Raw genomic sequence first — 26524 nt, forward strand, 5'->3', positions numbered from 1 at the left:
TCCGGGTGTAAAACAATCCAGGGAACCGAAGGGGCTGCGGCTTCTTGACCCCGCCCGCAGGCAATTGTATGCTGGGTATAAAGGGCGTCGGCCCGCAAATCAAGCTTCGGGAGGTGCGCGGCAATGCCCACAACGGATGCGGAATCCCATTATCCCAAAAACGGCAGAGTTGTCCTCCATATCGATATGAACGCTTTTTATTGCTCGGTGCATGAAGCGGTGGAGCCGGAGAAATATAAAGGCAAACCCTGTGCGGTGGCCGGAAGCGTGGAGCTTCGGCGGGGAATTGTGGTGACCTCCTCCTACGCGGCCAGGGGAAAAGGGGTAAGAACCGGCATGCAGGTGCGGGAGGCGCTGCGGCTGTGTCCGGAGCTTCTTCTGATCTCGCCGGATTTTCATTTGTACCGCCAATTTTCCCGCCGGTTTCTGAACATTGCCTATAGCTACTCGCCGCAGCTGGAGGCCGTGTCCATCGATGAATGCTTTCTGGACATTACCGGGTCCAAGCAGTTCGGCACTCCCGTCCAGATTGCGGAGGACCTGCAGCGGAGAATCCGCACGGAGCTGGGGCTGCCCTGCTCCATCGGCATCGCTCCCAACAAACTTTTGGCCAAGATGGGCTCGGATATGAAAAAGCCCAACGGCATTACCATCCTCCGGAAGCGGGATGTGCCGGGACTCCTGTGGAACAAACCCTGCTCTTATATGTACGGCATCGGCAGCCGCACAGGGGAAAAGCTGAACAAGCTGGGCATCCGCACCATCGGGGAGCTGGCCCATGCGGAGGAGAGCTTCCTGACGGCCCACTTCGGTGTTGTGGGCTCGTGGCTGAAGGCCGCCGCCAACGGCGAGGATGAAACGCCGGTGAATGCCGAGCAGGAGGCCAGCAAGTCCGTCGGGCATACCACAACCCTGCCCAAGGATTTCACGGATGATTCCGATATCCGGCGGGTGTTTCTGAATTTGGCCGACCAGGTATGCCGCAGGATGAGAAGGCAGCATCTGATGGCGTCCACGGTCCAGATTACCATCCGCAACCCCAGCATGAAAACCATCACCCGCTCGGTGACCTTGGATACCCCCACGGAGGATGCGGATACGGTGTTCGATACCGCCTGCAAGCTGTTCCACCGCCATTGGCAAAAAGACCAGCCGGTAAGGCTTCTGGGCATTACTCTGCAGAATCTGGTGGACAAATCGGAGGCTGCAGTACAGCTGGACCTGTTCGACTATAACAGGCAGCCGAAGAAGGAGGAGTTGAACCGGATCATGGATCAGCTCAGGGACCGGTTCGGCGAAAGCGCGATTCTGACCGCGGGCATGCTGGGCGACGATCCGTCGGCTCTAATCCGCAATCACAAGATCCGGGGAACCTCGCTTCAGAAGGATCATATGAAGGAAAAAGGCTTTTTTGAGGAGTAGAAATACAGGGGAAGTCCGCGGCTGTAACAGAGTCGCCATCTTTATTTGAACTTTGTATGAATTTATATTATAGTTTGAGTTGAGGATGACTTTGAGGAGGAGATACAGATGGCCAAGTATACTTGGGTAGACAAAGAAACTTGTATTGCATGCGGCGCATGCGGCGCAACAGCACCTGACATTTATGATTATGACGATGATGGGTTGGCTGAAGTGATTTATGAAGGCGACGGCAACAAAGGCGTAACGGAAATTCCGGAGGATCTCTATGACGATCTTCAGGACGCCCAGGACGGCTGCCCGACGGATTCCATCAAGGTTGCGGAAGCAGCTTTCAATAAATAATTCATCCATCATCAGAAGCTGCCGGTTTATAGCCGGCGGCTTTTTTGTGTGCGGCGGGGCGGGCGCAGATTCCCTTGGACAGCCCGGCCCAACTGGGCTTGGCTCGGTCCAGTTCGCCTCGGCTCGGCGGCTGCGGACAGAGGGTCCGTTATTTTGCCCGTTTGGTCCTTTTTTGGATTTTCGCGGACTGACGATTCGTTATTTTGCCCCAAAGGCAGGGGGAACCCACGTTTTTTCACACTTAACGGATTCTGTGTCCTCTCCGGAGAAGAAAGGGCCAATTTTTGCGAAATAACGGAACCAGGGTCCGGGCAAAAAGATACATGGTGCGGTGAGCCTAGGAGATGCGATGAGGAAGCCCCGTCTATATGAAAACTCCAAAACATGGTAAACTTGTCATATGCATTTGACGATAATCTATACAGTTCAAGCTTATCTTACGATGTTGGCTTGCCTCGCAGCAAAGCCCTTGGGGAGGAACGAACATGTCCGAAGTGAAACTGACAGTCGCTTATGAGGATTATGAGAATGGCGTCCAAATGAAGCAATTGATTGAGGAGCTGGCGGCGCAGCCGGAGAGCAAAGAGCTGGAAAGTCTGGTCATCGGCGATTGGGGCGGCTCCTATGAGAACGACTCCAGTTCCGTTGTAGAGGCGCTGGTGCAGGCGAAGGAGGCGTTTCCCAAGCTGCGGAAGCTGTTCATCGGGGATATGGATTCCGAGGAGTGTGAGGTATCCTGGATCATGCAATCGGATGTGGCCCCCCTGCTCACGGCATTTCCGGAGCTGATCTCATTGACGATTCAGGGAAGCACCGGCTTAAGCCTGAATCCGGCCCGCCATGAGAAGCTGGAGGAGCTGGTGATCATTTGCGGCGGCCTGGGCAAGGATGTGCTGGACAGCATCGCCCAAGCCCATTTCCCGCGTCTGAAAAAGCTGGAGCTGTATCTGGGCGTGGACAGCTACGGCTTCGACGGAACATTGGAGGATGTTCTTCAGGTAGCCAAATCTGGCAAATTTCCCGAGCTTGTTTACCTTGGCCTGAAGGACAGCGAAATCCAGGATGAGATTGCCGCAGCCCTTGCGGATGCTCCGATTCTTGACCAGCTGCATACCTTGGATTTGTCCATGGGGACGCTGTCGGATGCGGGGGCGGAGGCGCTGTTAAACAGCGACCGCGTGAAGAAGCTGCAGCGTCTTGATTTGAGCCATCATTATATGTCGGAAAAAATGATCAAGCGCTGGAAGCAATCCGGGCTCAATGTGGACGTCAGCGACGCCCAGGGCGAGGATGACGAATACCGGTATCCGGCGCTGACGGAATAGAATGGAGCGGCTGATTCTCATCGGAAACCCGGACAACCGCCGTACCGCAGGGTTGCAGGAAGCGCGGCGGCAGCTGGGGCTGGAGCCGGCTTATGTGGTTCCGTATGCCGGTCTGCTGCAAGGGACCGCCTCACTTGCCGAGGCTGCCAGGCAGCTTGACCTGCCTGCGGGTATCGCTCCCATGCTGCGGATTGACGCTCCCGGCGAGGACTTCCAGGTGGAGCGGCTGCTGATTGCCCTGGGAGCGCCGGATGCCCGGGCAGAGCACCGGGATGAGCGCCTGCTGGCATACGGGGCCATCCCCGATCCCCAGCCGCTGGGGGAGCAGGACGCGCGCTCCCTCCGGGAGCAAACCGGGCGGCTGTACCATCCCTCCCAATGGTTCCGCGGCTTCATGCGGCTGTTGGGAAGGCTGGAGCGTGAAGCGGAGGCGCTTTGGCCCTCCCCGTTCTGGGTGAACGCGCCTCCTGATATTGCCGCTATGTTCGATAAACGGGTAACCCACCGGATACTCTCCGGTGCGGGTGTTCCCGTGCCCAGGCTGCTGGCAGCGCCTGCGGAGCTCCCCGATTACGAAGCCTTGCGCGAAGTCATGCTTAAGAAGGGGATGCACCGGGTATTTGTGAAGCTGGCGTCCGGCTCCGGGGCTTGCGGTGTGGTGGCGTACCAGTTGAATCCGAGAACGGGGGCAGAGGTGGCGGTTACAACCCTGGGGGTGGAGCAGCACCTGACCCGTCCGCCGGTATATTACAACGCCATCAAGCCGCACCGCTACACGGAGCAAAAGACCATCCGGCAACTGCTGAGTTGGCTGCTCGCCCACGGGGCCCATGCGGAGCAATGGGTGGCCAAGGCCACCTTCCAGGGAAGAGCCTTCGATGTCCGGCAGTTGGTGGTGGACGGGCAGGCCTGTCACAGTATCGCCAGACTGAGCAAAACCCCCATTACCAACCTGCATTTGAAAAGCGAGCGGATGAGCCTGGAGGAAATCGGCCTTTCGGAGGAGACCCGGCAGGCGGTGGGAGAATGCGCGGAGCGGGCCCTGTCCGCCTTTCCGCGCTCCTTGGTAGCCGGCGTGGACGTATTGCTGAGGAATGGCATCTGTACGCCTGTTGTGGGGGAGCTGAATCCCTTCGGCGATCTTCTGTACCGGGTTGACCACCAAGGCTATGGCACCTATGCCTGGGAAATGAAGCGGCTGCCGGATTTCCGTTCCTGGAGGGAACGCGGCCTTGCAGGAGGAATTGCAAAGTGACGGATATGAACCGGATTGTAGGCGACTTTGACATTATTATGATTACCCTGGATACCCTTCGTTATGATGCGGCGGTGCTGGAGGAGGCCAATTGTCCGAACCTGTGCGGCGGCGGGCATTGGGAAAAGCGGCATACACCGGGGAGCTTCACGTATGCGGCGCATCATGCTTTTTTTGGCGGATTTTTGCCCACACCCGCCACCACCGACAAATCCGGGCCTGAACACATCAGACTGTTTCATTCCAAAAATACCGGCAAGCCCACCCATCCCCACACCTGGCTGTTCGACACCCCGGATATTGTATCCGGTCTAGCGGAGGTGGGGTATAAGACCGTCTGCATCGGCGGCGTTATTTTTTTCACCAAAAAAGTGCCCTTGGCCCGTGTGCTGCCCGGTTATTTTCAGAAAAGCTACTGGCGCATGAGCTTCGGCGTGACCAATCCCCGCTCCACGGAGCACCAGGTGAATCATGCCCTGAAGCTGCTGGAGGAAACCGCCCAGGATGAACGGCTTTTTTTGTTCATGAACATCTCGGCCATTCATGGACCCAACCATTATTATGTGCCGGGGGTCAAGAGGGATTCGGTGGAATCCCAACGCGCCGCGCTGCGCTATGTGGACGGCCAGCTTGGCCGTCTGTTTGCGGCCTTGAGGACCCGCAAACGGCCTGCTTTTTGCCTGGCCTTCTCCGATCACGGAACGGCCTACGGAGAAGACGGCTATGAAGGGCACCGGCTTGCCCATGAAGTGGTGTGGACGGTGCCGTACCGCGAATTCATTCTCTAGCGGTTTTTTAGAAAGGAGGACGCATCCCATGTCCCATGCTGATTTTCCCCAACCGTCGGACGATGCGGCCATTGCCCGCTGGAAGAATGAGATGCGGGCAGAGCCGTACCGGTCGTACCTATATTCGTATCCCCACAAAACCGCTTACCGGGAGCTGACGCCGGGAATGCCGTTGGCGGAGCTGTGGGCGAAGGAAACGGCGGAAAGCTTCTTTTTATACATGCATATCCCGTTTTGCGGAGCCCGCTGCGGCTTCTGCAACCTGTTTACGCTGCCGGACAGGAAGCCTGAGCTGCACCGGCAATATGTGGATGCCCTGGAGCGCCAAGCCCGGCAATGGGCGCCCTTGGTCAGTCACCGTCCCTTCGCCCGTTTTGCCATTGGCGGGGGGACTCCTACACTGCTGGCGCCAGAGCTGCTGGACAGATTGTTTGGCATCGCCGAAGAGGTAATGGGTCTGGAGCGGTCGCAGGCGTCCATTTCCGTGGAGGCCTCCCCCGATACGGTGACGCCTGAGCGCCTGGATATTCTCCGTGAGAGGCGGGTGGACCGGGTGAGCATGGGGGTGCAAAGCTTCGTGGAGGCGGAGTCCGCCGCCATCTACCGTCCGCAAAAGCCGCTGGAGGTGGAGCGGGCGCTGGACAGGCTGCGGCGCTATGATTTTCCGGTGCTGAATCTGGACCTGATCTACGGGCTGCCCGGGCAGACGGTTCAATCCTGGCTGTATTCCCTGGAGCGGGCGCTTCTTTTTGCGCCGGAGGAAATATTCCTCTATCCCCTGTACACGCGGGAGCATACCATCTTGAAGCCCGGAGACAGGCGGCCGGAGGCTTCCGACCTGCGTATGGCCTGCTATATTGCTGCGAGGGACCGGCTGTTGGCGGAGGGATATATTCAATCGTCCATGCGGCGGTTCGCCAAACCCCCGGCACACTCCGGCAAGGCGGTGCTGCCTTACGGGTGTCAGGAGGAGGGGCTGGTTGGCCTGGGCTGCGGCGCCCGCTCCTATACCCGCCGGGTTCATTACGCAACCCGGTATGCCGTCAGCCGGGTGGTCTCGGAACGGATCATCCGGGATTATATCGCCGCCGGGAGGTATGATGTTGCAGACTACGGTATTGTGCTGGACGGCCGGGAAGAAAGGCGCCGTTACATTCTGAAGGCTATTCTGCATCAGGAGGGTTTGGCGCTTCCCGCTTACGAGGAACGGTTCGGCAGCTCCGCTCTGGAGGATTGCCCTGAGCTGCAGGTGCTGCTGAAGGCGGAGTGGGCTACCCGGATAGAGGAGACGGTTCGTCTGACGGAGGAGGGCCTGGCCCATTCCGATGCCATCGGAGACGAGCTGATTTCGCCGGAGGTGCGGCAGCGTATGGAAGGATTTATTTTCGCATGAGGGCGGTGTTGTATTACCGGGGGGCCTTGTCCTCCTGCAATTACGATTGCCCCTATTGCCCCTTCGGAAAAAAGACGGACAGTGCGCAAACTCTTGCCCGGGACCGGGAGCAGCTGTCCCGGTTTGTGGATTGGGCGGGTGCGCAGGGAAAGGCCGGGCACCGGCTGAAAATCTTTTTTAACCCTTATGGGGAAGGGCTGATCCATCGTTGGTACCAGACGGCCATGACGGAGCTGTCCCATATGGAGCATGTGGACAAGGTGGCCATCCAGACCAATCTTTCTGCGGGGCTGGCCTGGACGGAGGGCCTCAACCCGGACAAGGCGGCCTTCTGGGCCACTTATCATCCGGGGCAGGTGAGCGAAGCGGCGTTTTTGGCCCGTTGCGGCGAGCTGCACAGCAGGGGGATTCCCTTCAGTGTGGGAGCGGTGGGAGTAAAAAGCGCTTTCGAGGCCATTGCTTCGCTACGCCGGGAGCTGCCCGCCGACGTGTATCTTTGGGTGAACGCCTTCAAGGATCAGGCGGATTATTATCTGGAGGCCGACCGTTCTTTTTTAGGCGGAATCGATCCCCATTTTGAAAAGAATCTGAAGGATTACGAAAGCTGCGGCAAAGCCTGCCAGGCAGGCGAGTCCGTCTTCTACGTCCAAGGCTTCGGCCTGGTAAAGAGATGTTATCAGGACCGCCGGGTGCTGGGGCATCTGTACCGGGAGGGGCTGGAGGGGCTGTCCCGCCGGCGGCCGTGCGGAATGACAAGCTGCGGCTGCTATATCGGCTACATCCATCTGCCGGAGCTGCGGTTGGCGGATATATATGGGGAGAGGCTGCTGGAGCGGATTGCGAAGAGCGATGCGGGCCGGGACCTGCGCGGAGCCGGAATTAACGGAACCGGATGAACGGAACCGAAACCAGCGGAGCAGGGCGAGGCGGAGTAAGGCAAGGGGGAGCGGACTCATGGCAAGGGAGCGGCAAGAGCAGAGAGAGCAGCAAGAACGGCATGGAGAACCGCAAGAACAGCATGAGCAGGGAAAACAGCAAGAGCGCGGAGAACAGCAAAAGCAGCAAGGCTGGACAATCTGGATGACAGGGCTGCCCAGCGCCGGAAAAACCACAACAGCTCTGGCTTTGGCGGAAAAGCTGGCGGATTTGGGCTATGCCGTGGAATGTCTGGACGGGGACGAGCTGCGGCGGCACATTGGCTCGGGTCTGGGCTTCACCCGGGAGGACCGGATGGAAAATGTGCGCAGGGCGGTTTATGTGTGCAGTCTTTTGAACCGGCACGGCGTGAACGCGATTGTTTCCATGGTAAGCCCGTATGCGGATATGCGGGCTTATGCCCGCAGTCAGCTGCCTCTTTTCTTGGAGGTGCATATCGATTGCGCCCTGTCCGAATGTGAGCGGCGGGATGTGAAGGGGCTGTATGCCAAAGCCCGGCGGGGAGAGATTCCGCTGTTTACGGGGATATCCGACGTGTATGAGCCTCCGGAGCGCCCGGAGCTGACGCTTCATACAGACCGGTCCGGGATGGAGGCCAACATCCGCCTGCTTCTGGAGGAGCTGCTTTCCAGAGGGATGCCTTCGGCCCGCTCCTTATTCGGGGACTAGAGTCTCATTTATCTGCGGCGCCTGTCTGCCGATATAATTCATGACGACACGGCGGAAGGGCGGTGCTGGGATGAATCAAAAGGAGCTGGAGGAGCAGCTGCAGGCGTTTTTTGAGCATAATCCTCTGGATAACGATATGGTGTATCTGAAGCAATTTGTGAAGGATCACCCGGATAACAAGCTTTCCTGGTATCTTCTGGGCAAGGAGTATGCGCTTCGGGACAAGCACGGAAAAGCGCGTTATTGCTTTGCCCAGGCGGGTGAGGTGTACGAGGCCTTTGAGAAAAAGAAGGTTCGTCTGGGGCTTCTGGAGGAGCTCAAGGCGGAGGAAGGAACTGCCGCCGGAGGCGCAGGCCGCAAAAAACGGGCAAGGCTGGTCGCCAAGCTGGCGGGAGCGTTTATTGTTGCGCTGCTGGCCGGCTCTTACATACTGGGGAGCGGCGTTCTCCATGAGGAGGCCGACGACGGGTCCGGCGGTGCGGATGGGTCGGAAGCGATTGCGGAGGCTCCCGAAAGCGGAGGCCTGCGGATTCTGTATACCGATCCGGTGGCGGGCCGGGGGGAGGAGCTTTGGAAGCAGGTGGTCCAGCCCGGACAGGCTCCCGGCGGCAAAACCTTGATAGTGGAGGGGATTCCCACCTCCGACGGCAAGTGGATCAACGGTCTCCGCTCCCCTGCTTTGTTGGCCAGCGCGGAGAGCGCCGCTTCCGGCAACGGGGTGAAGGTGGACTATCTTCAGCAGGCCTGGTGCAATTGCACTCCCCAGGAGAGCGGGGAGGCCGCGGCGGCGGTGTCCGCCTGGTTCCAAAGCCAGGAGCAGGATGTGATTTTGCGCTCGGCGGTGAAGGCCTATCAAAGCCGGTACGGTACGGCGCTGCCGGAGACCCTGGATGGGGTAATCCGGAATTTTCCGGATAATCTGCTGCCGGGTTATACGGAGGAGATGAAGGCGGCGTATGAGGCACTGCGGAATGCCGCTTCCCAACCGGGAGCGGCTTCGGGCAGCGGTGTGCCGGGGGCCGGAGGGGGCCAAACCGGAGCCGGCGGGATGCCGGTACTTTTTAGCGAGCCGCTGGAAATTGTGGTGGACCGGCAAAATTACCGGCTGGCCCTGGTAAGCGGCCGGTTTATATTGCGCAGCTACCCGGTAGGCTTGGGCGGGGACAAAACTCCGGAGGGCGTGTTCACCATCTCCGTCAAAGTCAAAAACCCCAACGGCAGGGACGATGGGGACTTTGGTTCCAGAGGCATGCAGCTGTCGGATACCGACTATGCCATTCATGGCACGAAAGAGCCGAGGAGCATTGGAGAAGACCGCTCGCTCGGCTGCATTCGGATGCTTAAAGCTGATATTGAGGAGTTATTCGACATGGCTCCTTCCGGAACCAAGGTGACCATCGGCACCGGTCTGCTTCCGGCGGATATTCTCCGAAGCGAATCGCCGTTTCGCATGCCGGCCCTGCGCCAGGAAACCAATCCGGGCAAAATCTACCGCTGGCTGTAGATTAACCGTTTACAATGATCAGCACGGAAACAAGCACAACGATGGCGCCAACAATGGAGGCCGTCCAAATAAGAGCCTTTTTATTCACTTCGTTGTCCTTTTTCTTGGTGCGGGCCAAAACCGGAGCCTGCTTCTTTATGGACATGTATGATCGCCCTTTCTTCTCACGATATTGAACACTCTTATTTTAGCACAATCCGCCGAAGGTGTACCAGCACCCCTTTACAAATTCGCCCTGTAGGCTTCTGATCTTCTTGCAAACCTTGGAAGGATGGGGTTTAATAATGAAGGAGACAGATGCTAAGGTGTGTCTGATAACTCCGAGGGGAGCAGATTTTGCAGAATTTTCGTTCCAGGCAAGGCACTTTCGTGAAGGCGTACCGGGGGTACTTCAAGCGGAAGTAACGCAGTATGGGGCGAAAAGGCGGTGAAAGATGCCCTCAAGCGGGTTTTCAGACACGCCCTCACGAAGTCAGCTTTGCCTTGCGGCAAAGCTCAGTGAATGCTTACGAAGTTGAACTTTGCTTACCAGCAAAGTTCTTGGGAGGAAGCCGGATGGACGGAAGAGATTGGAGCAAGTTTTTGCTCCCATACGAGCAGTCGGTGGAGGAGCTGAAGGTGAAGTTCAAGCTTCTGCGGACGGAACTGAAGTCTCGTGAGGAATATTCGCCTATTGAGTTTGTAACGGGACGGGTCAAGAAAATTTCCAGCATACTGGCCAAGGCCAAAAAGCTGAATGTGCCCATGGACCAGTTGGAGAGCGGGATTGAGGATATTGCCGGCATCCGGATTATGTGCCAGTTCGAGGAGGATATCGAACGGCTGGCGGAGCTGATTGCCGACCGCAAGGACCTGAAGGTGCTATACTGCAAGGACTATATCCGCAACAAGAAGGAAAGTGGGTACCGCAGCTATCATATTATTGTGGAATATCCGGTGCAAACCTCGTTGGGGATGAAGAATATATTGGCCGAAATCCAGCTGAGGACGCTGGCGATGAATTTTTGGGCCACTATCGAGCATTCCCTGAACTACAAATATCATGGCACCATTCCCGCGGATATCAGCGAACGGTTATCCAAGGCGGCGGAAGCGGCTTACCGGCTGGATAAGGAGATGTCCAGCATCCGGGATGAAATTGTGGAATCCCAGAAGCTGTTTGAGGACCATTCCATTCTGGTGTCCAAGGTGCTGAATCTGATTCAGGTGCTGTACTTTTACCGCAGGGGCAAGGAGGCGGCGGAGTTCCAGCGCAGGATCGAGGAAATCTGGGAATCCAACGAGCTGTCCAAACTGTACGGGCTGGCCGATGAGGTGGAAAAGGCGGTAATCAAGGCAAGAGAGGCCTTTAGGACCAAGCCGGACGGGGAGCAGGGATCATGAGGGGCTACGAGGAGTTATATGTGGCCTTCATCTATTATTTTAATATTGAACGGGACTATTTTGAGTGCCATGAGGTAATGGAGGCGCTGTGGCTGGAGGAGGGCCGGAATCCCATCTTCCAGGGGCTTCTGCAGATTGCTGTGGGCTTGTACCATCACCGCAACGGCAATGTCAGCGGCTCCATCAAGCTGTTCTCCCAAGGCATTGCCAAGCTGGAGGCGCAGCCGGACATCCTGCACGGCATCCGGCTGGGGAAGCTGGTGGAGGAGTCAAGGGTGTATACGGCCAAGCTGAACAGGCTGGATGAGGAGCCCTTCGAGTTCTATGATCTGGATATCGAGATCACCGATCCGGTTCTGGCGGGATTGGTGGAGGAGATGAAGCGGAATCCTCCCGAAAAAGAAGAATAGCGCGCGGCTGCCCTGTGAGCGGGGCGGCCGTTTTTTACCACATCAGCGTATATATCGGGAAGCGCGGCAGGGCAATTGCGTTAGACTCTGTACGAAACATGCCCCTATGCGTTTCTAACGTGGCTGCGCTGTGGTTTTGTTCCTTGACGTACCTCTGAGCGACCGCGGTAGCCGCGATCTTTCCAACGGACATTCTGAAGAGGTTTGTCCTTCTGACGCATACAAAACCCGGATACAGAAATCCGGTTTCTGTGCTCCCTCTACATTGAGCGGACAGAGAATCCGTTATTTTCCGAAATTGATCCGTTTTCAGATTTACACGGACAGACGTTCCGTTATTTTGCTCCAGAAGGCGTGGAATCCCCCGCTTTTTCAGATTTAACGGATCGTGAGTCCGCGTGGAAGAAAAAAAGGCGGATTTTAGCGAAATAACGGAACCAGAGTCCGCCAAACTCAAACTCAAACGTCCTGATAAACACGCAGCTCCAAAGGCCGCCGCAGACGTTTTTCTTACCACATTGGAATGTTTAAGTTCTTTACAGCTAGGAGTTTTTCTCAATGCGGGGGCGTACCCTCTGGAGGAAACCTCCTGTCCGCTATTCTCACAAACGCAATTCTTTTTCTGGTAAACGGATACATAATTCTTTATACTGGGAGAGGAAAGTGCTAAAATCCCCCTAAATTAATGATGAGGAGTGAAGGAACGATGCAAGCCATTGTGAAGAAGCATGAAGGCTTTATTGCGGAGACCTGGGACAAAATCGTCGGCAAGGTTACGGTAACGGCCAACCGGATTCAAGACGGAATGCCCTATACCACACATGACGGAAAGTATGACGATTGCCAGGAGTCCGATCCCAGCTGGTGGACCAATTCCTTCTGGTCGGGTATTCTGTGGCATATGTATAAAGGCACGGGTGTTGAAACGTTTAAACAATATGCCGGGAGCATTGAAGCCAAGCTGGATCAGGTGCTTCACCAATATGATGAGCTGCATCACGATGTAGGCTTCATGTGGTTATTGACCAGTGTGATGAACCACGAATTGACAGGGGACGAGCAGGCCAGAAGACGGGCCATGCTGGCAGCCAGCGTTCTCTCCTCCCGGGGAAACATTGCCGGCGGCTACATCCGGGCATGGAACGGCAACAATGCAGGCTGGGCGATTATTGACTGCATGATGAATATCCCTCTCCTGTTCTGGGCCAGCCAAAAGAGCGGGGACAGCCGCTTCAAGCATTTGGCCATGATGCATGCGGACAAAACCATGGAGGCTTTTGTGCGGAAGGACGGATCGGTTAACCACATTGTCATTTTTGACGAGTTTACCGGTGAAATGCTGGAAACTCCCGGCGGACAAGGGGTGCAAAGCGGCTCCTCCTGGTCCCGCGGTCAAAGCTGGGCAGTGTACGGCTTTGCTCAAGCCTACCATTGGACAGGCAAGCAGGAGTATCTGGATGCCGCCAAACGTGTGGCCCATTATACTCTCACCAATTTGGCGCTCACCGGCTATGTCCCCCTGTGCGATTACCGGCAGCCTGCCGATTCAACCCAGTTGGACAGCAGCGCGGGGGCCATTACCGCCTGCGGCCTGATCGAAATCGCCAAGGCTGTGCCGGAGGAGGAGCAGGCGCTGTATCTGGAGTCGGCCATGCGGATTCTGAAGGCGCTGGACGAGAAGTGCGGGGTATGGGATCTGTCCGACGAATGTCTGCTGACAGACGGAACCTCCCAGTATAAGCCGGGGGACGGCGGCAGATACAATGTGAAGAACGGCGCGCTGATTTACGGCGATTTTTATTATGTGGAGGCCATTGCGAAGCTGCGGGAGCTGCTGGGCTAAAGACGGGCAGAACCGCTTGGAGGGTACCCGGAATGGAAATGGATGCGTTTGATTTGCTGCGGCAAAAATGGGCGGATATGCTGGTTGGAAGCCGGCTGGATGCCGCCGACCCGGATATCCGCTTCGGGCTGGACCGGCTTGCCGGGGAGGCGCAAGGCTGGCGAAGCAGCCTCGCCCGTGGCGAGGAGCGGCGGGAGCTATGGGATGATCTGTCCAGCGGAAAGGTTTCCGCGCATATCACCACAGCCTTTGACCGGCTCAGGACCATGGCGGCGGCTTATGCGGCGGAGGGATCGGAGCTGCAGGGAGATGCCGGGCTGCTGCGGGAGTTGGCTGAAGCGCTGGCGTGGCTTTGGAGTCACCGTTACCGGGAGGGGAGCGAGCCTTACGGCAATTGGTGGGATTGGGTCATCGGCATTCCGCTGCGGCTTGCGGATATTTTGACGCTGCTGCATGGCCAACTGCCTCCGGCTCTTACCGCCTCCTTCCTCCGGGCAATTGCGGAGCATTCTCCCGTTGTGGATACCACCGGCGCCAACCGGGTGTGGAAGGCAACGGTATCCGCCTTCCTGGGGATGCTCGGAAAGGACGAGGCCAGGCTGGAGGCCGCCCGGGACGGGCTGACAGAGGTATTTGCCTATGTGATGGAAGGGGACGGCTTTTACGAGGACGGCTCCTTTGTTCAGCATGAGCATTTTGCCTATAACGGCGGATATGGGCTGTCCTTGCTGGGCCATGTTGCAAGACTCATGGTGCTGCTCGAGGGTTCGCCCTGGCAGGTAACCGATCCGGGCCGGCAGCACGTGTTCCGCTGGGTATATGATTCTTATGAGCCGTTCATCTATAACGGCGCGCTGATGGATATGGTCCGGGGGCGGGAAATTTCGCGGCATTACAGCTCGGATCACCGGATGGGGCACTTGGCCGTCCAGTCCATTCTGCTGCTCTCCGATATCGCAGAGCCGGAGAATCGGGCGGCCTTCCGGTCCATGGTCAAGCATTGGATCGGCTCGGATTCCTGCGGCGGTTTTTACCGGGATGCCGAGCTGACTATGATCAGTGCCGTCAAAAGGCTGATGGAGGATGAAACGGTGCCGCTTTTTCGCCCGCAGCACGGGTTCAGGCTGTTCGCGGCCATGGACCGGGCTGTTTACCGGCGGCCGGGCTTCGGGCTGGGTGTGAGTCTGCATTCCAGCCGCACCGCCAATTACGAAGCCATTAACGGGGAAAATCTCAAGGGCTGGCACACCGGCTCCGGGATGCTGTATTTGTATAACGCCGATGGGCTGCAGTTCAGCGACGGTTTTTGGCCGACGGTGGATGCCCGCAGGCTTCCGGGCACAACGGTCAGTCTGCTGCCCCGGGAGGAAGCGGCTTGTCAAGGCGCCAAAGGTGCAAACTCCTGGGCAGGAGGCGTTGCGCTGGCGGGGAGAGCCCGGCATCCTGGCGGCGGGGGGCGGCAGCCGGAAAACCCTCAACACCAACAGGAAAAAGGGGCTGCAATGGCTGGGGAGTTCGGCTCCTGCGGGATGGAGCTGCATGATCCGCTGACAGGGCTTGCGGCGCGGAAATCCTGGTTTCTGCTGGAGGATGAGATTGCCGCCGTAGGTTCGGGCATATCCGGAGCCGAGGCGGCCGATGTGGAAACCATTGTGGAAAACCGCCGCATTCCTGCCCTGCACCGTATGACTGTAGACGGCAGGCCAATGCCGGACGGCAGCGGGTGGCAGGAGGAGCTGGCCGGGGTGAGCTGGGTCCATTTGGCGGTCGGCGGTCCGGGCCGGGAAATCGGGTACTATTTTCCGGGAAAAGCCGATATTGCGGCTTTTCAGGAGACCCGGACGGGCACCTGGGAGGACATTAACCGCTACCTGCGGAAGCCGGAGCCTGTCACCCGGCATTATGCCGCATTGGTGCTGCGCCATGGGCGTAATCCGGTGGACGCGGCATACCGGTATGTGCTGCTGCCGGGAAGAAGTCCCGCTGAGGTCGAAGCATACGCGGAGCAGCCTGCCGTGGAGATTCTGGAGCATTCTCCACGGGTTCATGCGGTGTGGCATCGGGGGCTGGGCATTACCGGCGCCCACTTCTGGGAGAATGGGCCCTGCCTGCTCCGCCGGGCGGGCGCCGGTTGGATCACCGCGGTCGGAACGGCGGCGGTGATGCTCCGGGAAAGCCAGCGGGAGCTGGAGCTGGCGGTGAGCGACCCGGCCCGGCAGAATGCGGGCAGGCTGGAGATTGAAGTTCACGCTGCGGCATCGGCGGTGCTGGAGGCGGACGAGGGGATCGAGGTGCTGACCCTCAGCCCCACGGTGAAGCTGCGGATTGCCATGCCGGGAGCGGCCGGCCGAAGCTTCGTGATCCGGCTTGCCCGTTAGGGGCTGGAGCGGCAGGGGGCCTTGGCGTTGACGGAACTCAGCGGCCCTTAAATGGGAAAAATCCGGCCGCCGGCCCATTAACGGAACTTATCAGCCCTTACGTGACCCGGGAGCAGCCAAAAGCCGCTTTTTTGCCCAGATAAGAGCCGTTCAGTTCCGTAACGCCTTCAACATGCGCCGAAATCCCGTTTAAGCGCCTTACAGTTCCGTTGCGAGAAGGAGCGACCGCGTTTGTGGTCACAACAAAAACACCGGACCGCCAGGAAATTCATCCTGACCGGCATCCGGTGTTTTGTTTTGCCGCTTACGGACTTTTGTACTTATTGAGGAAGGCCTTGAACTTCTCGTAGGATTCCGCCGTCGGTTTGTTCTTCTCCATGGAGAAGCCGCCTTCGATGCGGTCCGCCTCCTGGCCGTCCTTGTAATAGATCAGCGTGGGGGTATATTGCAGCTTGTAATCGGTCCAGCCCTCTTTGAACTCCAGCAGATTATACATCTTCATGTCCACGCCCAGCTCCTTGGTCAGCGGAACCAGATGAGGGGTGGTGGCGACACAGTGAACACAGGTGGGCGAGAAGAAATAGACAAACATGGAGGCCTTATCCGACAGCTTCTGGGTCAGGTCAGCAGGCAGGATGATATTCTGGTAGTTGGGATTGTCCAGCTGCTTCACCGTCATGGAGTCCAGCTGGGAAGCGGGGACGCCGTAAACATTGTCGTCTTGGGCTTTGAGGGACGCTTTGTTGACGAAGAACAGAATGACAAACACACCGAGAATGATACCGAGATAAATCATCATTTTCTTCAACGTTTACGCACCTCCTCCGAAAGGTCTTAGTCCAAGTTATTGACTCTTATTCTTGGTATAGTATAGCATAGAACCATTCGGGGTTGGCAAATGAAGCGGGCTTCCTTTTTAGAAAAGAGTGAGATGAAATGGACAATCAATTACCGGAAGCATTCCGCAAAAAAATGCGCCGTCTGCTGGGCGAAGAGGAATACGGGGCTTACCTGGCTTCCTTTGGGCAGGAGCGGCATTATGGCCTAAGAAGCAATCCGCTGAAGCTGACGGCGGAAGAACTGGGGGAACTGTCGCCTTTTGAGTTGACGCCGGTTCCGTGGTGTCCCACCGGTTATTATTACGGGGAAACCGCGCGACCCGGCAAACATCCGTATTACCATGCGGGAATGTACTACATTCAGGAGCCCAGCGCCATGATCCCGGCGGAGCTCTTGGATGTCCAACCCGGAGACCGGGTGCTGGACCTGTGCGCCGCCCCCGGCGGCAAAACCACCCAACTGGCGGGCAAGCTCCAGGGCCAAGGCTTCCTGGCCGCCAATGACAACAGTCTGGACCGGGTGAAGGCCTTGACCAAAAATGTGGAGCTGGCCGGCATCCGCAATGCCATGGTCACCCACGAAACGCCGGACCGGCTGGCGGAGCGCTGGCCGCAAGCCTTCAATAAGATCCTGGTGGACGCCCCCTGCTCCGGCGAGGGCATGTTCCGCAAGGACGAGGATATGATCCGCCAGTGGGAAAAGCATTCCGTGGCCGTCTGCATGGCTATGCAGGAGGACATTCTGCGGGACGCGGCGCGGATGCTGGCAGCCGGCGGACGGCTGGTATACTCTACCTGCACCTTTTCGCCGGAAGAAAATGAAAGCATGATCGCCGGCTTCCTGCGGCAGCATCCCGATTTCCGGGTGGTGCCCGCTCCGGCGGCCCACGGCTTTGTTCCGGGGCGGCCGGACTGGGCCGCGGAAGCAAGAGGGGCCGAAGCTCCCGATGCGGCAGAGCTGGAGACGGCAGGCGCCGTCCGGTTATGGCCCCACCGGATCAAGGGAGAGGGGCATTTTGCCGTAATTCTGGAAAAACAATCCCCCAAAACGCCTTTTCACAGAAAAGAGGGAACGGACAGCGCCGCGGAGCCGGTAAGCCTACCGGCGGCAGCTTCCCGGCAGGACCAAGGCCGCTCCGGCGGAGGCAGCCGGCCCGCTCTTGAACGGGCCGGGTCCCACCCGAAGGCCCGCCAAACCGGCCAACCCGGCGGCGGCCGGGGCTCTGCGCTTGTGCGAACAGCCCCGCCGGACTTGGCTCCTTGGGAGCAATTCGTCAAGGACAACCTGACCCAACCGCTGGCGGGCACACCGGTTTTATTCGGGGAGCGGCTCTATCTGGCGCCGACAGTCAGCCTGCCCGTGGCTGAGCTCAAGATTTACCGCCCCGGCTGGTACGCCGGCGAGCTGAAGCGGGGCCGGTTCGAGCCCTCTCACGCCCTGGCCATGGGGCTGTTCCGCAGCGATGCCCGGCGGGTGCTGTCCTTGCCTGCGGCTTCTCCCCAGATCATCCACTATTTGAAGGGGGAGACCCTGGAGGTGGAGGAATCGGCGCTGGATTGTGCGGACGGCACCTCCCCCAAGGGTTATGTGCTGGTATGTGTGGACAGATTCCCTTTGGGCTGGGGCAAATGGAACCAGGGGATGCTGAAGAACGAATATCCTGCAGGATGGAGATGGGTATAGTGAAACAAACCTTGCGGCTGGATAAGCTTCTGGCCCACTCCGGCTTCGGAACGAGAAGCGCCATTAAGCTTCTGGTCAAGCGCGGCGGGGTTCAGGTGAACGGCAAAACGGCCAAGGACAGCGGCCAGCAGGTCAACCCGGAGCGGGACGAGGTGCTGGTGGACGGCAAAAAAGTGGTCTACCGGGAATTTGTTTACCTCATGCTGCACAAGCCTCCCGGCTATATCTCCGCAACCGAGGACACCCGCGATCCCACTGTGCTGGATCTGATCGGCGAGGAATACGGCCATTTCGACCTGTTTCCGGTGGGAAGGCTGGACAAGGATACGGAAGGGCTGCTGCTGCTCACCAATGACGGCAAGCTGGCCCATGAGCTGCTTTCGCCGAAAAAGCATGTGCCAAAAACCTACTTCGCCCGGGTAACGGGCGGTCCGGTGAACGAAGCGGACAGCGCGGCATTCCGCGCCGGTGTCCGGCTGGACGACGGCTACGTGACTCTGCCCGCCCAATTGAACATACTGGAGCCCGGCGATGCCGAGAAAGGATCAGAGGCGCGGATTGAGCTGACCATTATGGAAGGAAAGTTCCATCAAGTGAAGCGCATGTTCGAGGCCGTCGGCAAAAAGGTCGTATATTTGAAGCGGATCAGCATGGGCTCCCTGTCGCTGGATCACACCTTGGCGCTGGGCGCTTACCGGGAGCTGACGGAGGAGGAGCTTTCTTCTTTAATCTTATAGACATAGATCCCACAGGAGGAGAGATGCGAGAGATGGATCAGCCTTACCGCTTGATTGCCCTTGACGTAGACGGCACCCTGTTGAATGATGAGCATCAGCTGACGGAGGGGACCAAAGAAGCCGTCCGTCTGGCCCATGAGGCCGGCGCTACTATTGTGCTGTGCACCGGAAGGGGTCCCAGCAACTCCTTCTATCTGATGGAGGAGCTGGGCTTCCAGGGGGTCCTTATCGCCCATAACGGCGCCGCCACTGTTATGTCGGAGGACAAGCGCCTGATTCACAGCTTTGCGTATCACATGCATGATCTGGCGGGGCTGGTGGCATACTGCCGCGAAACCGGCATCCATTATGACGCCAATACCGCATTTGACATGTATATCGACCGGATTACCCCCCGGGAGCAGGATATGTATGTGAAATACGGAATCCGCCCCATTCGGGTGGAGGATGTGGTTATGCTGCAGGAGCCTGTGCAAAAATTCACAATGTTCGGCACCATGGAGCGGATGGACCAACTGGAGGCGGAATGGCCGCAGATCGGCTGTGAAATGTCGCCTATCCGCAGCGGCGATTTTTTCGTGGATGTGATGCATCCCGAAGCAACCAAGGGAAATGCCCTGAAAAAGCTGGCGGAAAGCCTGGCTGTTCCCCGGGAGCAGGTGCTGGCAGTGGGCAATTATTATAATGATATTGCCATGCTGGAATTCGCCGGATTAGGCGTAGCCGTGGCCAATTCCCCGGACAAGGTCAAGGAGGCCGCCGATCTGGTGACGGTCTCCAATAATGAGGAGGCGGTGCGCGGCATTCTGGAGCAATATGTGCTGGGCAGCCGGTAAAGGGAGCATTGGGAAACGCTTCCAATACGATCAAAAAAGAACGCCGCTCCCGTGCCGGGGGAAGGCGTTCTTTTTTGGCGCTGCGCGGCCGGGTTGAAGGGGCAAGGATCATCTCGTCCGCACAGGCACCCTTAGGTTCATTGGTGTTAACCGGGACGGATTAATAGAGGAATCCGCGGGAAATGATGACCAGAAGAATAAAGAGAACCAGGATAACACCTGTAGTAGTGAAGCCGCCGGCTACTGCGCTCATGATGATTCCTCCTGTTTAAGTTAATGTACCGACTCTCTTGCACCTATTTGCGATCGTTGCGCCGTCTTGGCAGGAACCGTGTTTCTTTTTCCCGGATGTCTGTCGGCCTGATGTATCATATGCCGTCCTGCCCCTATGGTCGTAGACATCTGCCCGGGTGAATAGAAATTGGGCACAGTAGGCATTCTTAATGAAGGGATACCGATTACGAGCTGGAGGCGATGATCCATGGCGGAAGTGGTGCTCAGGCCGGATCTGAAAACGGCGGGCGGAGAAGCAAACGATATTGTGGTGAATGGCCGTTTTGCCGGGACACTGGTGCTGGTCTACCGGGAGGGGGAGCGGCTTTCCGGAGCGGTGCAGCTGGAGACGGATCATCTGGACGCAAGGGAAGCCGAACAGGTTAACCGGTTTGTGGACTGTTATGTCCGGGATTTGGCCGGGGCCATAGGCGTGGAGGATTATGAAGCGGTGGTGACCCTGGGCAGCTGCCATCACATTCTGTCTGCGGACTCCTGGCAGCGGGAAACGGACGATCCGGAGCAGCTGTATGAGGATGAGCCGGAGGTAATCTGGGTATCCGATGACGAGGATGCCCTGGGTGACTGGGATTTCTATGAGCCGGAAACGGTCCTGATGGACGAGGCGGAAATGGGCTATGCGGATGAGGAGGATGACGGGGAGACAGGTTTTTACGAGCTGATCCCCACCCGGACCGGGGCAAACCATTCGGAGTATCATGTCTACGATGAAGGTGGAGAATGGGCCGCGGAGCTGATTATCCGCCAGACCGGCGGCGGTCTTGTGGCAGATGTGCATTGGATGTTCCAGCCGGAGACGGAGGAAATGGACGCTTTGGCCGATCACATCGCCGATGAGCTGGAGGAGCGGGTTTCGGACGGGTTCCGGCTTAACCACCGCTACGAGGGGACTATTCTGGAAACGGCGGACTATGCCCAGGAGGATATTGGCGACAGCGCGGATTACGTTGACAACGGAAGCTTTGCCGCCGGGCAAAGCGAGGATCAGGACTACCGGGTTATTCTCGCCCGGGATGACCAGGATATGCTGACGTACGAAATCTACGACCGTTTCAGAGCTTATCCCATGGGCACCGCTACAGTGGACATTAGCCGAAGGCAGCTGTCCGGCTTTATTGATTTCCGGGATTCCTCCGTCCAGCCCGGCGACCGGGAGCGGATCGCCGCGCTAATCATGCATGAGCTGGACAAGGAAAAGGACTACAGCCGGATCAGCTTCACCATGCTGGCCCGGAATAAGCCGATAGATGAAGTGATTTTCGAGAACGAGCCGTTCCATTAAAAACGGGCATCCAATTTCAAAAAAGCCGCAGACCGCTTCCTTAAGGAAACGGTCCGCGGCTTTTGCGCGAGCTGCGGGAATGTATGCGGTTTATGCGTTCAGCTTCAGAATCTGGCCGGGGTAAATGTTGCTTGAGGCCAGGCTGTTCCAGCTTTTGAGCATGTCTACGGTTACGGACAGCTTCTGGCTGATGCCCCATAGGGTATCCCCGGTTTGGACGGTATAATGGGGCCTTTCCGCTGCCGGGTTGCCCATCTGGAGATCCGGCTCGGCAATATAAAGCTGCATCCCCGGCGCCAAGGCGTCTCCCTTGACGGTGCTCCAGTTCCACGTGCGCAGGCTGTTCAAGGAAATGCCGGTGGTTTGGCTGATTTTCCACATGGTATCGCCGCTTTGGACGGTGTAGGTCAGAGGGATGACCCTCTTGACAGCCATAAAGCGGGTTTGCCAATAAGAAGTGGACAAGGGGGTAATGGTTACGCCCTTGCTGGCGGATGCGTGCAGCATCTGGTTGTCGCCCAGGTAAATGCCTACATGGCCGGCTTTATCGGGATAGGTATTGTCCCGGAAGAACAGCAGATCGCCGGGTTGGGCGGTGGCCATGGTAACGGCGATGCCTTCCTTCATCTGGTCATTGGCTGTCCGCGGCAAATTGATGCCGTTTTCGATAAATGCCCGGAAGGTGAAGGAGGAGCAGTCGAAATTCTTGGTTTGGGACGGGTCTGCGCCGTACAAATATGGAGTGCCCAGATATTTGCTTCCCGAGGCAATAATCTTATCGCCAATAGAGGTTTTGGCCGAAACGGCAGCCACGGCAGAGACGGACTCGGTAGCGGCAAAAGCATGGGCCGGAGCCAGGGCGCCAAAAAGCAAAACAACGCCAAGGGCAGTCTGCTGAAGTCGTTTGTTCATATCCGATTCCTCCCTTATTGGACTGGTATCTCGTCGGTAGACCCAGTATAAATGGGGGGAACGACCGGGAACAACGGATAAATTTTGGAAGCAGGCCTGCCCTTGCCTGATTTTGGTTGATGGCAAGGCGAAAGGGTAAAAAGCAGTAGACGCTTGTTGACCTGCCGCGGTTCGGCGGTTTATCTGGACCGGAGGCCCTTGGGGTAATGGTTCTTGAGCTGTCCGGCGGCACACTTGGCCCAACCCAAAGGTTGGCAATCCGCGCATACGGGCACCCATCCGTCCGGCAGGTCGGAAGGCGCGGGAAGCACCTCTCCCCGGAGGTAAGCGGCCAGCTCCGGCGAGGAGGCGGGAAAGCTTACCGTCCGCCGGAAGGCGGCGGTTGGCATGGCCAATGCCAGGGCGTGGGCGGGCTCCACCCGTTTTTTGCGGATGGAGGCCAGGTGCAGGCCGGGCCGCGGGGACTTAAGCCCTGCAAGCAAGGCGCTGCGGAAGCGGCCCTCCCGGCCGGAAGGGAGCCAATACAGCTGCTCCCCGAACAGGAGGGGTTCTCCCGGCGGCAGCAGCTCCTTCCGGGTGAACGCGGTCTCGGCAAACTCCCGGAACAGCCTCCAGGCCTCCGCCGTCTGGGCGGAAAGGGGACCCGGCTTGTCCGGCCGCCCCGCTTTGCCGGATTTGCGGCTCTGCGGCTCCTCCGTTTCCTCCCCGACCAACCGGAGAACGGCGACAAAATGGCCTTCCCCTCTTACTTTATGGGGCCAAAGCCGTTCTGTCCGCAGCAGGGTGAGAGCCGGATATTCCCGCAGCACGGCCGACACCAGCTCCTCATTCTCCTTGCGGTTGAAGGTGCAGGTGGAGTAGGCGATGGTGCCGCCTTTTTTGAGCATGGCCAGGGCGTGGCGGAAGATGTCCAGCTGTCTGGCGGCGCACATTTCCACATGGGCCGGGGACCATTCCTCCCGGGCCGCTTTATCCTTGCGGAACATGCCCTCCCCGGAGCATGGGGCATCCAGCATAATCTTGTCGAAGAAGCGGGGAAAGCGCTCTGCCAGCCGGTCCGGAGGCGATTGGACCACAATGGTATTGGCGGCGCCCATCCGTTCTATATTTTCAGCGAGAATCTGGGCCCGGGCCGGGTGAATTTCATTGGAGACCAACAGGCCGTCTGGACCGATCATGGCGGACAACTGGGTGGACTTGCCTCCCGGTGCGGCGGCCAGATCCAGCACGGTTTCTCCCTTCGCGGGGGCGAGCAGCTCCGCCGAGGACATGGCGCTAGGCTCCTGAAGGTAATAGAGGCCTGCGGCGTGGAAAGGATGTTTGCCCGGCCGGGTCTCTTCCCGGTAATAGTAGCCGGTGGGGCACCAGGGAACCGGCTCCAGGCCGAACATGGCGGCAAGCTGCTCCCATAACGGGCTGCCGGGCTGCACCTTTTGCGGCTGAAGCCGCAGCCCATAGGCCCGCAGACCCTCGTAGCTGGCCAGGAACGGCTCCAGTTCGTCGCCCAGCTGGCCGGACATCTGGCGGATAAAATCTTCGGGCAATGAATGAGGCATAATGGAAGTAGCTCCTTGCTGTGTAGTATTATAAAGTCATAGTAATACAAAAAGCGCGATTTTCCAAAGCGGCCGGACAATTTCCTCATGGAAACCTTCCAGGGAAAACCCGCGTATACTACATGTAGCGACAAAATACACCTTCGGTCTGCATAAAAGCAGCCGGACGCCGAGGAGGGAAGCCCGTGAATAAAACAAACCGATTGCTCCGGCTGCCGGCCGCGGGAATCGCGGTGGCGGCATGTCTCTTGCTGTGGGGGGCGCAGCCCCCGTCCGCCCATGCCGGTTGGGTGGACCGGGTCCGTGATGTGTTCCAGGTTCCCGGCGAGGTGGACAAGCTGAAGGAGCAATATAATGAGATGAAATCCGGCTACGACGCCACGGTGGAGCAGCTGGAGGAAACCCGCCGCCAAGCCCAGGAAGCCCAGAAGCTTACGGAGGACTACCGCCGGACCCAGGAGCAGCTCCTGGCCGACAATGCGGCGCTGGCGGAGCAAAACCGGCAGCTGGCCGCCACTCTGGAGGAGCTGAAGGATTCGGAAGCGGCCCGGGCCAGACAGGCGGAGCGCATTAAACGCCTCATCTGGACGGCGGTGCTGCTGGTTGCCGGATATTTCGGCATCAGCCGGGTGGCCAGATATGTGATGCGCGCCCGGGTGAGACGCTGACTTGGCTATATTCGCTATATATAGATTCGACTGTAGCAGAAAGATTCGACGACAACAGAAAGATTCAACCAAAACGGAGGCGGCGCGCCATGCACATCGGCCATCATCATCCGGAAGAGGCGGAGAACGGGCGGGTTGAGCGTTTTAAGCTGGAGGCGGGGGAGCAGGTGTCGCTGCTATACCCCGGCCAGATTATCGCGTACCGGGGGGAGCCCCAGGGCAGAGCCGACCGCTTCATGACCTTGAAGGGCATGTACCGCAAACGGAAGCTGCTGCAGGCGGACATTACCGGCCCCTGCGAATTTCTGACCGCGCTTCCCCACGGCTTTTATCTGAAAACCTTGCCTATCCGCGGCAACAGCGACCTGCTGTTTGAATTCCGCAATCTGTTTTTTTATACCCCCGGCATACATATGGAGCATAAGGTTCTGCAATTGAAAAAAATGATTGTGACCCGGGACTGGATGAAAATGAAGCTGTCCGGAGAGGGGCTGGTGGGCATTCTAACCTACGGTCCCTTGTATGAAATCGAGCTGGATGAGCGGGAGCCGCTGTTTGTGGACGCCCGCTGCGTGGTGGCCATGCCGGAGAACGCCAGCCTGAAGCTGTGCGTATACGGCAATCATCTGGCCAGCCAGCATATGAACTACCATTGGAGCATGACCGGCAACGGCGTGGCCTTGGTGCAGGGAAGCCTGGCCGGGCCGGAGCTGGAGAAGGAGCACCGTCAGGACGGGCTGATCAAGCGGGTGCTGCGGGAGGTTATTCCCTTCGGCGGCGTATTTATCAAATAAACAAGCAAAAAAGGAGGTTTGCGCCCTATGGCGGAAAATGCGGCATATCATACACCGGTTTCGGTGCTGGATTTGGCTCCGGTTCTAAAAGGCGGCAGCATCGCGGAGACCTTGCACAACAGCCTGGATTTGGCCAGACATGCGGAGGTCTGGGGCTACAAGCGCTACTGGCTGGCGGAGCACCATAATATGGCGGGGGTTGCCAGCTCGGCGACCTCATTGGTCATCGGCTATATCGCCGCCGGCACCGCCAGCATCCGGGTGGGCTCCGGCGGCATCATGCTTCCCAACCATGCGCCCCTGCTGATCGCTGAGCAGTTCGGTACCCTGGAATCCCTGTATCCGGGCCGGATTGATCTGGGTCTGGGCCGGGCCCCGGGCACCGACCAGCCGGCATCCCGCGCCATCCGGCGGGGACTGGCCGCCTCGGGACAGGATTTCCCGGAGCTTCTGGAGGAGCTGCGCTCCTATTTTGACGGCACCAGCGTTGGGGTCCAGGCGGTGCCTGGGCAGGGATTGCGGGTGCCCATCTGGCTTCTGGGCTCCAGCGGCTTCAGCGCCGAATTGGCCGGGCGGCTGGGGCTGCCCTTCGCCTTCGCCAGCCATTTCTCCCCGGATTATCTGCTCCCGGCGCTGGATTTGTACCGAAGGAGCTTCACTCCCTCGGAGGTGCTGGACAAACCCCACGTTATGGTGGCCATCAATATATTCGCCGCGGATACGGACGAGGAGGCGCGCCGGCTGTCCACCTCCCAGCAAATCCAGTTCCTGCGCCTGATCCGGGGCGGAGGCGGCCCCCTGGAGCCTCCCGTGGAATCCATGGAGGAGCTGTGGCCGGGGGAACGGGAGCGGATCATTGTGGAGAGCCAGCAGCGCTATTCGGTTATCGGCAGCAAGGAAACAGTCAGGAGCCGGATGCGGCATCTGCAGGAGCTGACCGGTGCCGACGAATGGATTGCCTCGGGACAAATCTATGACCACCAAGCCCGGCTGCGCTCCTATGAAATTTTGTCCCAGGTGGTGCGGGAGGGGTATTGAGAGGTTGTAATGCTGTGTGTTCGTGTTTATCCGTCCGGTTGGAAGTTGGAAACCGGGCGGATTTTTTGCTTTTGCGGGAGTGAGGCGGGGCGAGCGGTTATGGGGGCGGGGCTGTGCGGTCAACAGAGCGGCGCGGCGGGCTGGTGGCAGGCGGCAGGCGGCAGGTGATAGTTATAATGAACGAAACCGACATCCAGTTTGCTTCAACGTAGGTTAATTTGGAAATAATGGGA

At 58.3% G+C, this 26524-nt stretch carries 25 protein-coding genes; 20 read left to right on the top strand and 5 right to left on the bottom strand.

Annotated features, from left to right (window positions below; genetic code table 11):
• The first annotated feature begins 123 nt into the window (after positions 1–123).
• From DQG13_RS15380 to DQG13_RS15420, 9 genes are all read left to right on the top strand, one after another.
• Entirely contained in the window at positions 124–1422 is a 1299-nt protein-coding gene (locus DQG13_RS15380) for a DNA polymerase IV (protein WP_113020660.1), read from the top strand.
• A 108-nt stretch (positions 1423–1530) separates the two neighbouring features.
• Positions 1531–1767 (top strand): ferredoxin, encoded by a 237-nt coding sequence (locus tag DQG13_RS15385; protein WP_113020661.1) that lies wholly within the window; start codon positions 1531–1533, stop codon positions 1765–1767.
• Positions 1768–2252: 485 nt separating this feature from the next.
• On the top strand, positions 2253–3092 hold the full coding sequence (locus DQG13_RS15390) for an STM4015 family protein (protein WP_113020662.1): 840 nt from the start codon (positions 2253–2255) through the stop codon (positions 3090–3092).
• A gap of 1 nt (position 3093) precedes the next feature.
• Positions 3094–4347 carry an STM4014 family protein gene (locus tag DQG13_RS15395; protein WP_113020663.1) on the top strand — a complete coding sequence of 418 codons (1254 nt, stop codon included), beginning with the start codon at positions 3094–3096 and terminating at the stop codon, positions 4345–4347.
• Entirely contained in the window at positions 4344–5135 is a 792-nt protein-coding gene (locus DQG13_RS15400; protein WP_113020664.1) for an STM4013/SEN3800 family hydrolase, read from the top strand. The genes DQG13_RS15395 and DQG13_RS15400 overlap by 4 nt, the downstream gene beginning before the upstream one ends.
• 28 nt (positions 5136–5163) lie before the next feature.
• Entirely contained in the window at positions 5164–6528 is a 1365-nt protein-coding gene (locus DQG13_RS15405; protein WP_113020665.1) for an STM4012 family radical SAM protein, read from the top strand.
• Positions 6525–7424 carry an STM4011 family radical SAM protein gene (locus DQG13_RS15410; RefSeq protein ID WP_113020666.1) on the top strand — a complete coding sequence of 300 codons (900 nt, stop codon included), beginning with the start codon at positions 6525–6527 and terminating at the stop codon, positions 7422–7424. Before DQG13_RS15405 ends, DQG13_RS15410 begins: the two co-directional genes overlap by 4 nt.
• Positions 7425–7482: 58 nt before the next feature.
• Positions 7483–8133, top strand: coding sequence for an adenylyl-sulfate kinase (gene cysC / locus DQG13_RS15415; protein WP_113020667.1), 651 nt, complete (start codon positions 7483–7485; stop codon positions 8131–8133).
• A gap of 70 nt (positions 8134–8203) precedes the next feature.
• A complete protein-coding gene (locus DQG13_RS15420) occupies positions 8204–9637 on the top strand; it encodes a L,D-transpeptidase (RefSeq protein WP_181592768.1) in 1434 nt (477 codons plus the stop codon).
• 1 nt (position 9638) lies between these two features.
• On the opposite strand, the gene DQG13_RS30800 is transcribed toward DQG13_RS15420, so the two are convergent.
• Positions 9639–9782, bottom strand: coding sequence for a hypothetical protein (locus DQG13_RS30800; RefSeq protein WP_181592769.1), 144 nt, complete (start codon positions 9780–9782; stop codon positions 9639–9641).
• A 410-nt stretch (positions 9783–10192) separates the two neighbouring features.
• Here DQG13_RS30800 and yjbM point away from each other — a divergent pair, with 410 nt between their 5' ends.
• The 4 genes from yjbM (at position 10193) to DQG13_RS15440 (ending at position 15651) form a co-directional block, all read left to right on the top strand.
• Positions 10193–11020: a GTP diphosphokinase gene (gene yjbM / locus DQG13_RS15425; protein ID WP_113020669.1), complete on the top strand. Its 828-nt coding sequence runs from the start codon at positions 10193–10195 to the stop codon at positions 11018–11020.
• Positions 11017–11430, top strand: a complete 414-nt coding sequence (locus DQG13_RS15430) for a DUF309 domain-containing protein (protein WP_113020670.1) — start codon at positions 11017–11019, stop codon at positions 11428–11430. The genes yjbM and DQG13_RS15430 overlap by 4 nt, the downstream gene beginning before the upstream one ends.
• A 706-nt stretch (positions 11431–12136) precedes the next feature.
• The gene (locus DQG13_RS15435) at positions 12137–13273 is read left to right on the top strand and encodes a glycoside hydrolase family 88 protein (protein ID WP_113020671.1); all 1137 of its coding nucleotides are present in this window, start codon (positions 12137–12139) and stop codon (positions 13271–13273) included.
• A 32-nt stretch (positions 13274–13305) separates the two neighbouring features.
• A complete protein-coding gene (locus DQG13_RS15440; protein ID WP_113020672.1) occupies positions 13306–15651 on the top strand; it encodes a polysaccharide lyase 8 family protein in 2346 nt (781 codons plus the stop codon).
• 304 nt (positions 15652–15955) lie between these two features.
• Here the strand turns inward: DQG13_RS15440 and DQG13_RS15445 are convergent, their stop codons facing one another.
• Positions 15956–16450, bottom strand: coding sequence for a thioredoxin family protein (locus tag DQG13_RS15445; protein WP_309472240.1), 495 nt, complete (start codon positions 16448–16450; stop codon positions 15956–15958).
• Positions 16451–16587: 137 nt separating this feature from the next.
• Between DQG13_RS15445 and DQG13_RS15450 the strand changes: the two genes are divergently transcribed.
• The 3 genes from DQG13_RS15450 to DQG13_RS15460 are packed head-to-tail and all read left to right on the top strand — an operon-like array spanning position 16588 to position 19747.
• Positions 16588–18174 carry an RsmB/NOP family class I SAM-dependent RNA methyltransferase gene (locus DQG13_RS15450; RefSeq protein ID WP_113020674.1) on the top strand — a complete coding sequence of 529 codons (1587 nt, stop codon included), beginning with the start codon at positions 16588–16590 and terminating at the stop codon, positions 18172–18174.
• Positions 18165–18911 carry a pseudouridine synthase gene (locus tag DQG13_RS15455; protein WP_181592770.1) on the top strand — a complete coding sequence of 249 codons (747 nt, stop codon included), beginning with the start codon at positions 18165–18167 and terminating at the stop codon, positions 18909–18911. The genes DQG13_RS15450 and DQG13_RS15455 overlap by 10 nt, the downstream gene beginning before the upstream one ends.
• Before the next feature lie 23 nt (positions 18912–18934).
• The gene (locus DQG13_RS15460) at positions 18935–19747 is read left to right on the top strand and encodes a Cof-type HAD-IIB family hydrolase (protein ID WP_309472239.1); all 813 of its coding nucleotides are present in this window, start codon (positions 18935–18937) and stop codon (positions 19745–19747) included.
• Between the two features lie 160 nt (positions 19748–19907).
• On the opposite strand, the gene DQG13_RS15465 is transcribed toward DQG13_RS15460, so the two are convergent.
• Positions 19908–20000, bottom strand: coding sequence for a sporulation protein YjcZ (locus DQG13_RS15465; RefSeq protein ID WP_113020677.1), 93 nt, complete (start codon positions 19998–20000; stop codon positions 19908–19910).
• Positions 20001–20228: 228 nt separating this feature from the next.
• Here DQG13_RS15465 and DQG13_RS15470 point away from each other — a divergent pair, with 228 nt between their 5' ends.
• Positions 20229–21323, top strand: coding sequence for a hypothetical protein (locus DQG13_RS15470; protein ID WP_113020678.1), 1095 nt, complete (start codon positions 20229–20231; stop codon positions 21321–21323).
• 90 nt (positions 21324–21413) lie between these two features.
• Here the strand turns inward: DQG13_RS15470 and DQG13_RS15475 are convergent, their stop codons facing one another.
• Together DQG13_RS15475 and DQG13_RS15480 are read right to left on the bottom strand one after the other, a co-directional pair.
• Positions 21414–22235, bottom strand: coding sequence for a C40 family peptidase (locus DQG13_RS15475; RefSeq protein ID WP_181592771.1), 822 nt, complete (start codon positions 22233–22235; stop codon positions 21414–21416).
• A gap of 179 nt (positions 22236–22414) precedes the next feature.
• Entirely contained in the window at positions 22415–23791 is a 1377-nt protein-coding gene (locus DQG13_RS15480) for an RsmB/NOP family class I SAM-dependent RNA methyltransferase (RefSeq protein ID WP_113020680.1), read from the bottom strand.
• A gap of 185 nt (positions 23792–23976) precedes the next feature.
• Between DQG13_RS15480 and DQG13_RS15485 the strand changes: the two genes are divergently transcribed.
• The 3 genes from DQG13_RS15485 (at position 23977) to DQG13_RS15495 (ending at position 26291) form a co-directional block, all read left to right on the top strand.
• On the top strand, positions 23977–24459 hold the full coding sequence (locus DQG13_RS15485; RefSeq protein WP_113020681.1) for a hypothetical protein: 483 nt from the start codon (positions 23977–23979) through the stop codon (positions 24457–24459).
• Positions 24460–24548: 89 nt separating this feature from the next.
• Positions 24549–25253: an AIM24 family protein gene (locus DQG13_RS15490; protein ID WP_113020682.1), complete on the top strand. Its 705-nt coding sequence runs from the start codon at positions 24549–24551 to the stop codon at positions 25251–25253.
• Between the two features lie 27 nt (positions 25254–25280).
• The gene (locus tag DQG13_RS15495) at positions 25281–26291 is read left to right on the top strand and encodes an LLM class flavin-dependent oxidoreductase (protein WP_113020683.1); all 1011 of its coding nucleotides are present in this window, start codon (positions 25281–25283) and stop codon (positions 26289–26291) included.
• The last annotated feature ends 233 nt before the right edge of the window (positions 26292–26524 follow it).

The sequence above is a fragment of the Paenibacillus sp. YN15 genome (genome assembly GCF_003285005.1).
In the GTDB taxonomy this organism is placed as follows: Bacteria; Bacillota; Bacilli; order Paenibacillales; family NBRC-103111; genus Paenibacillus_AR.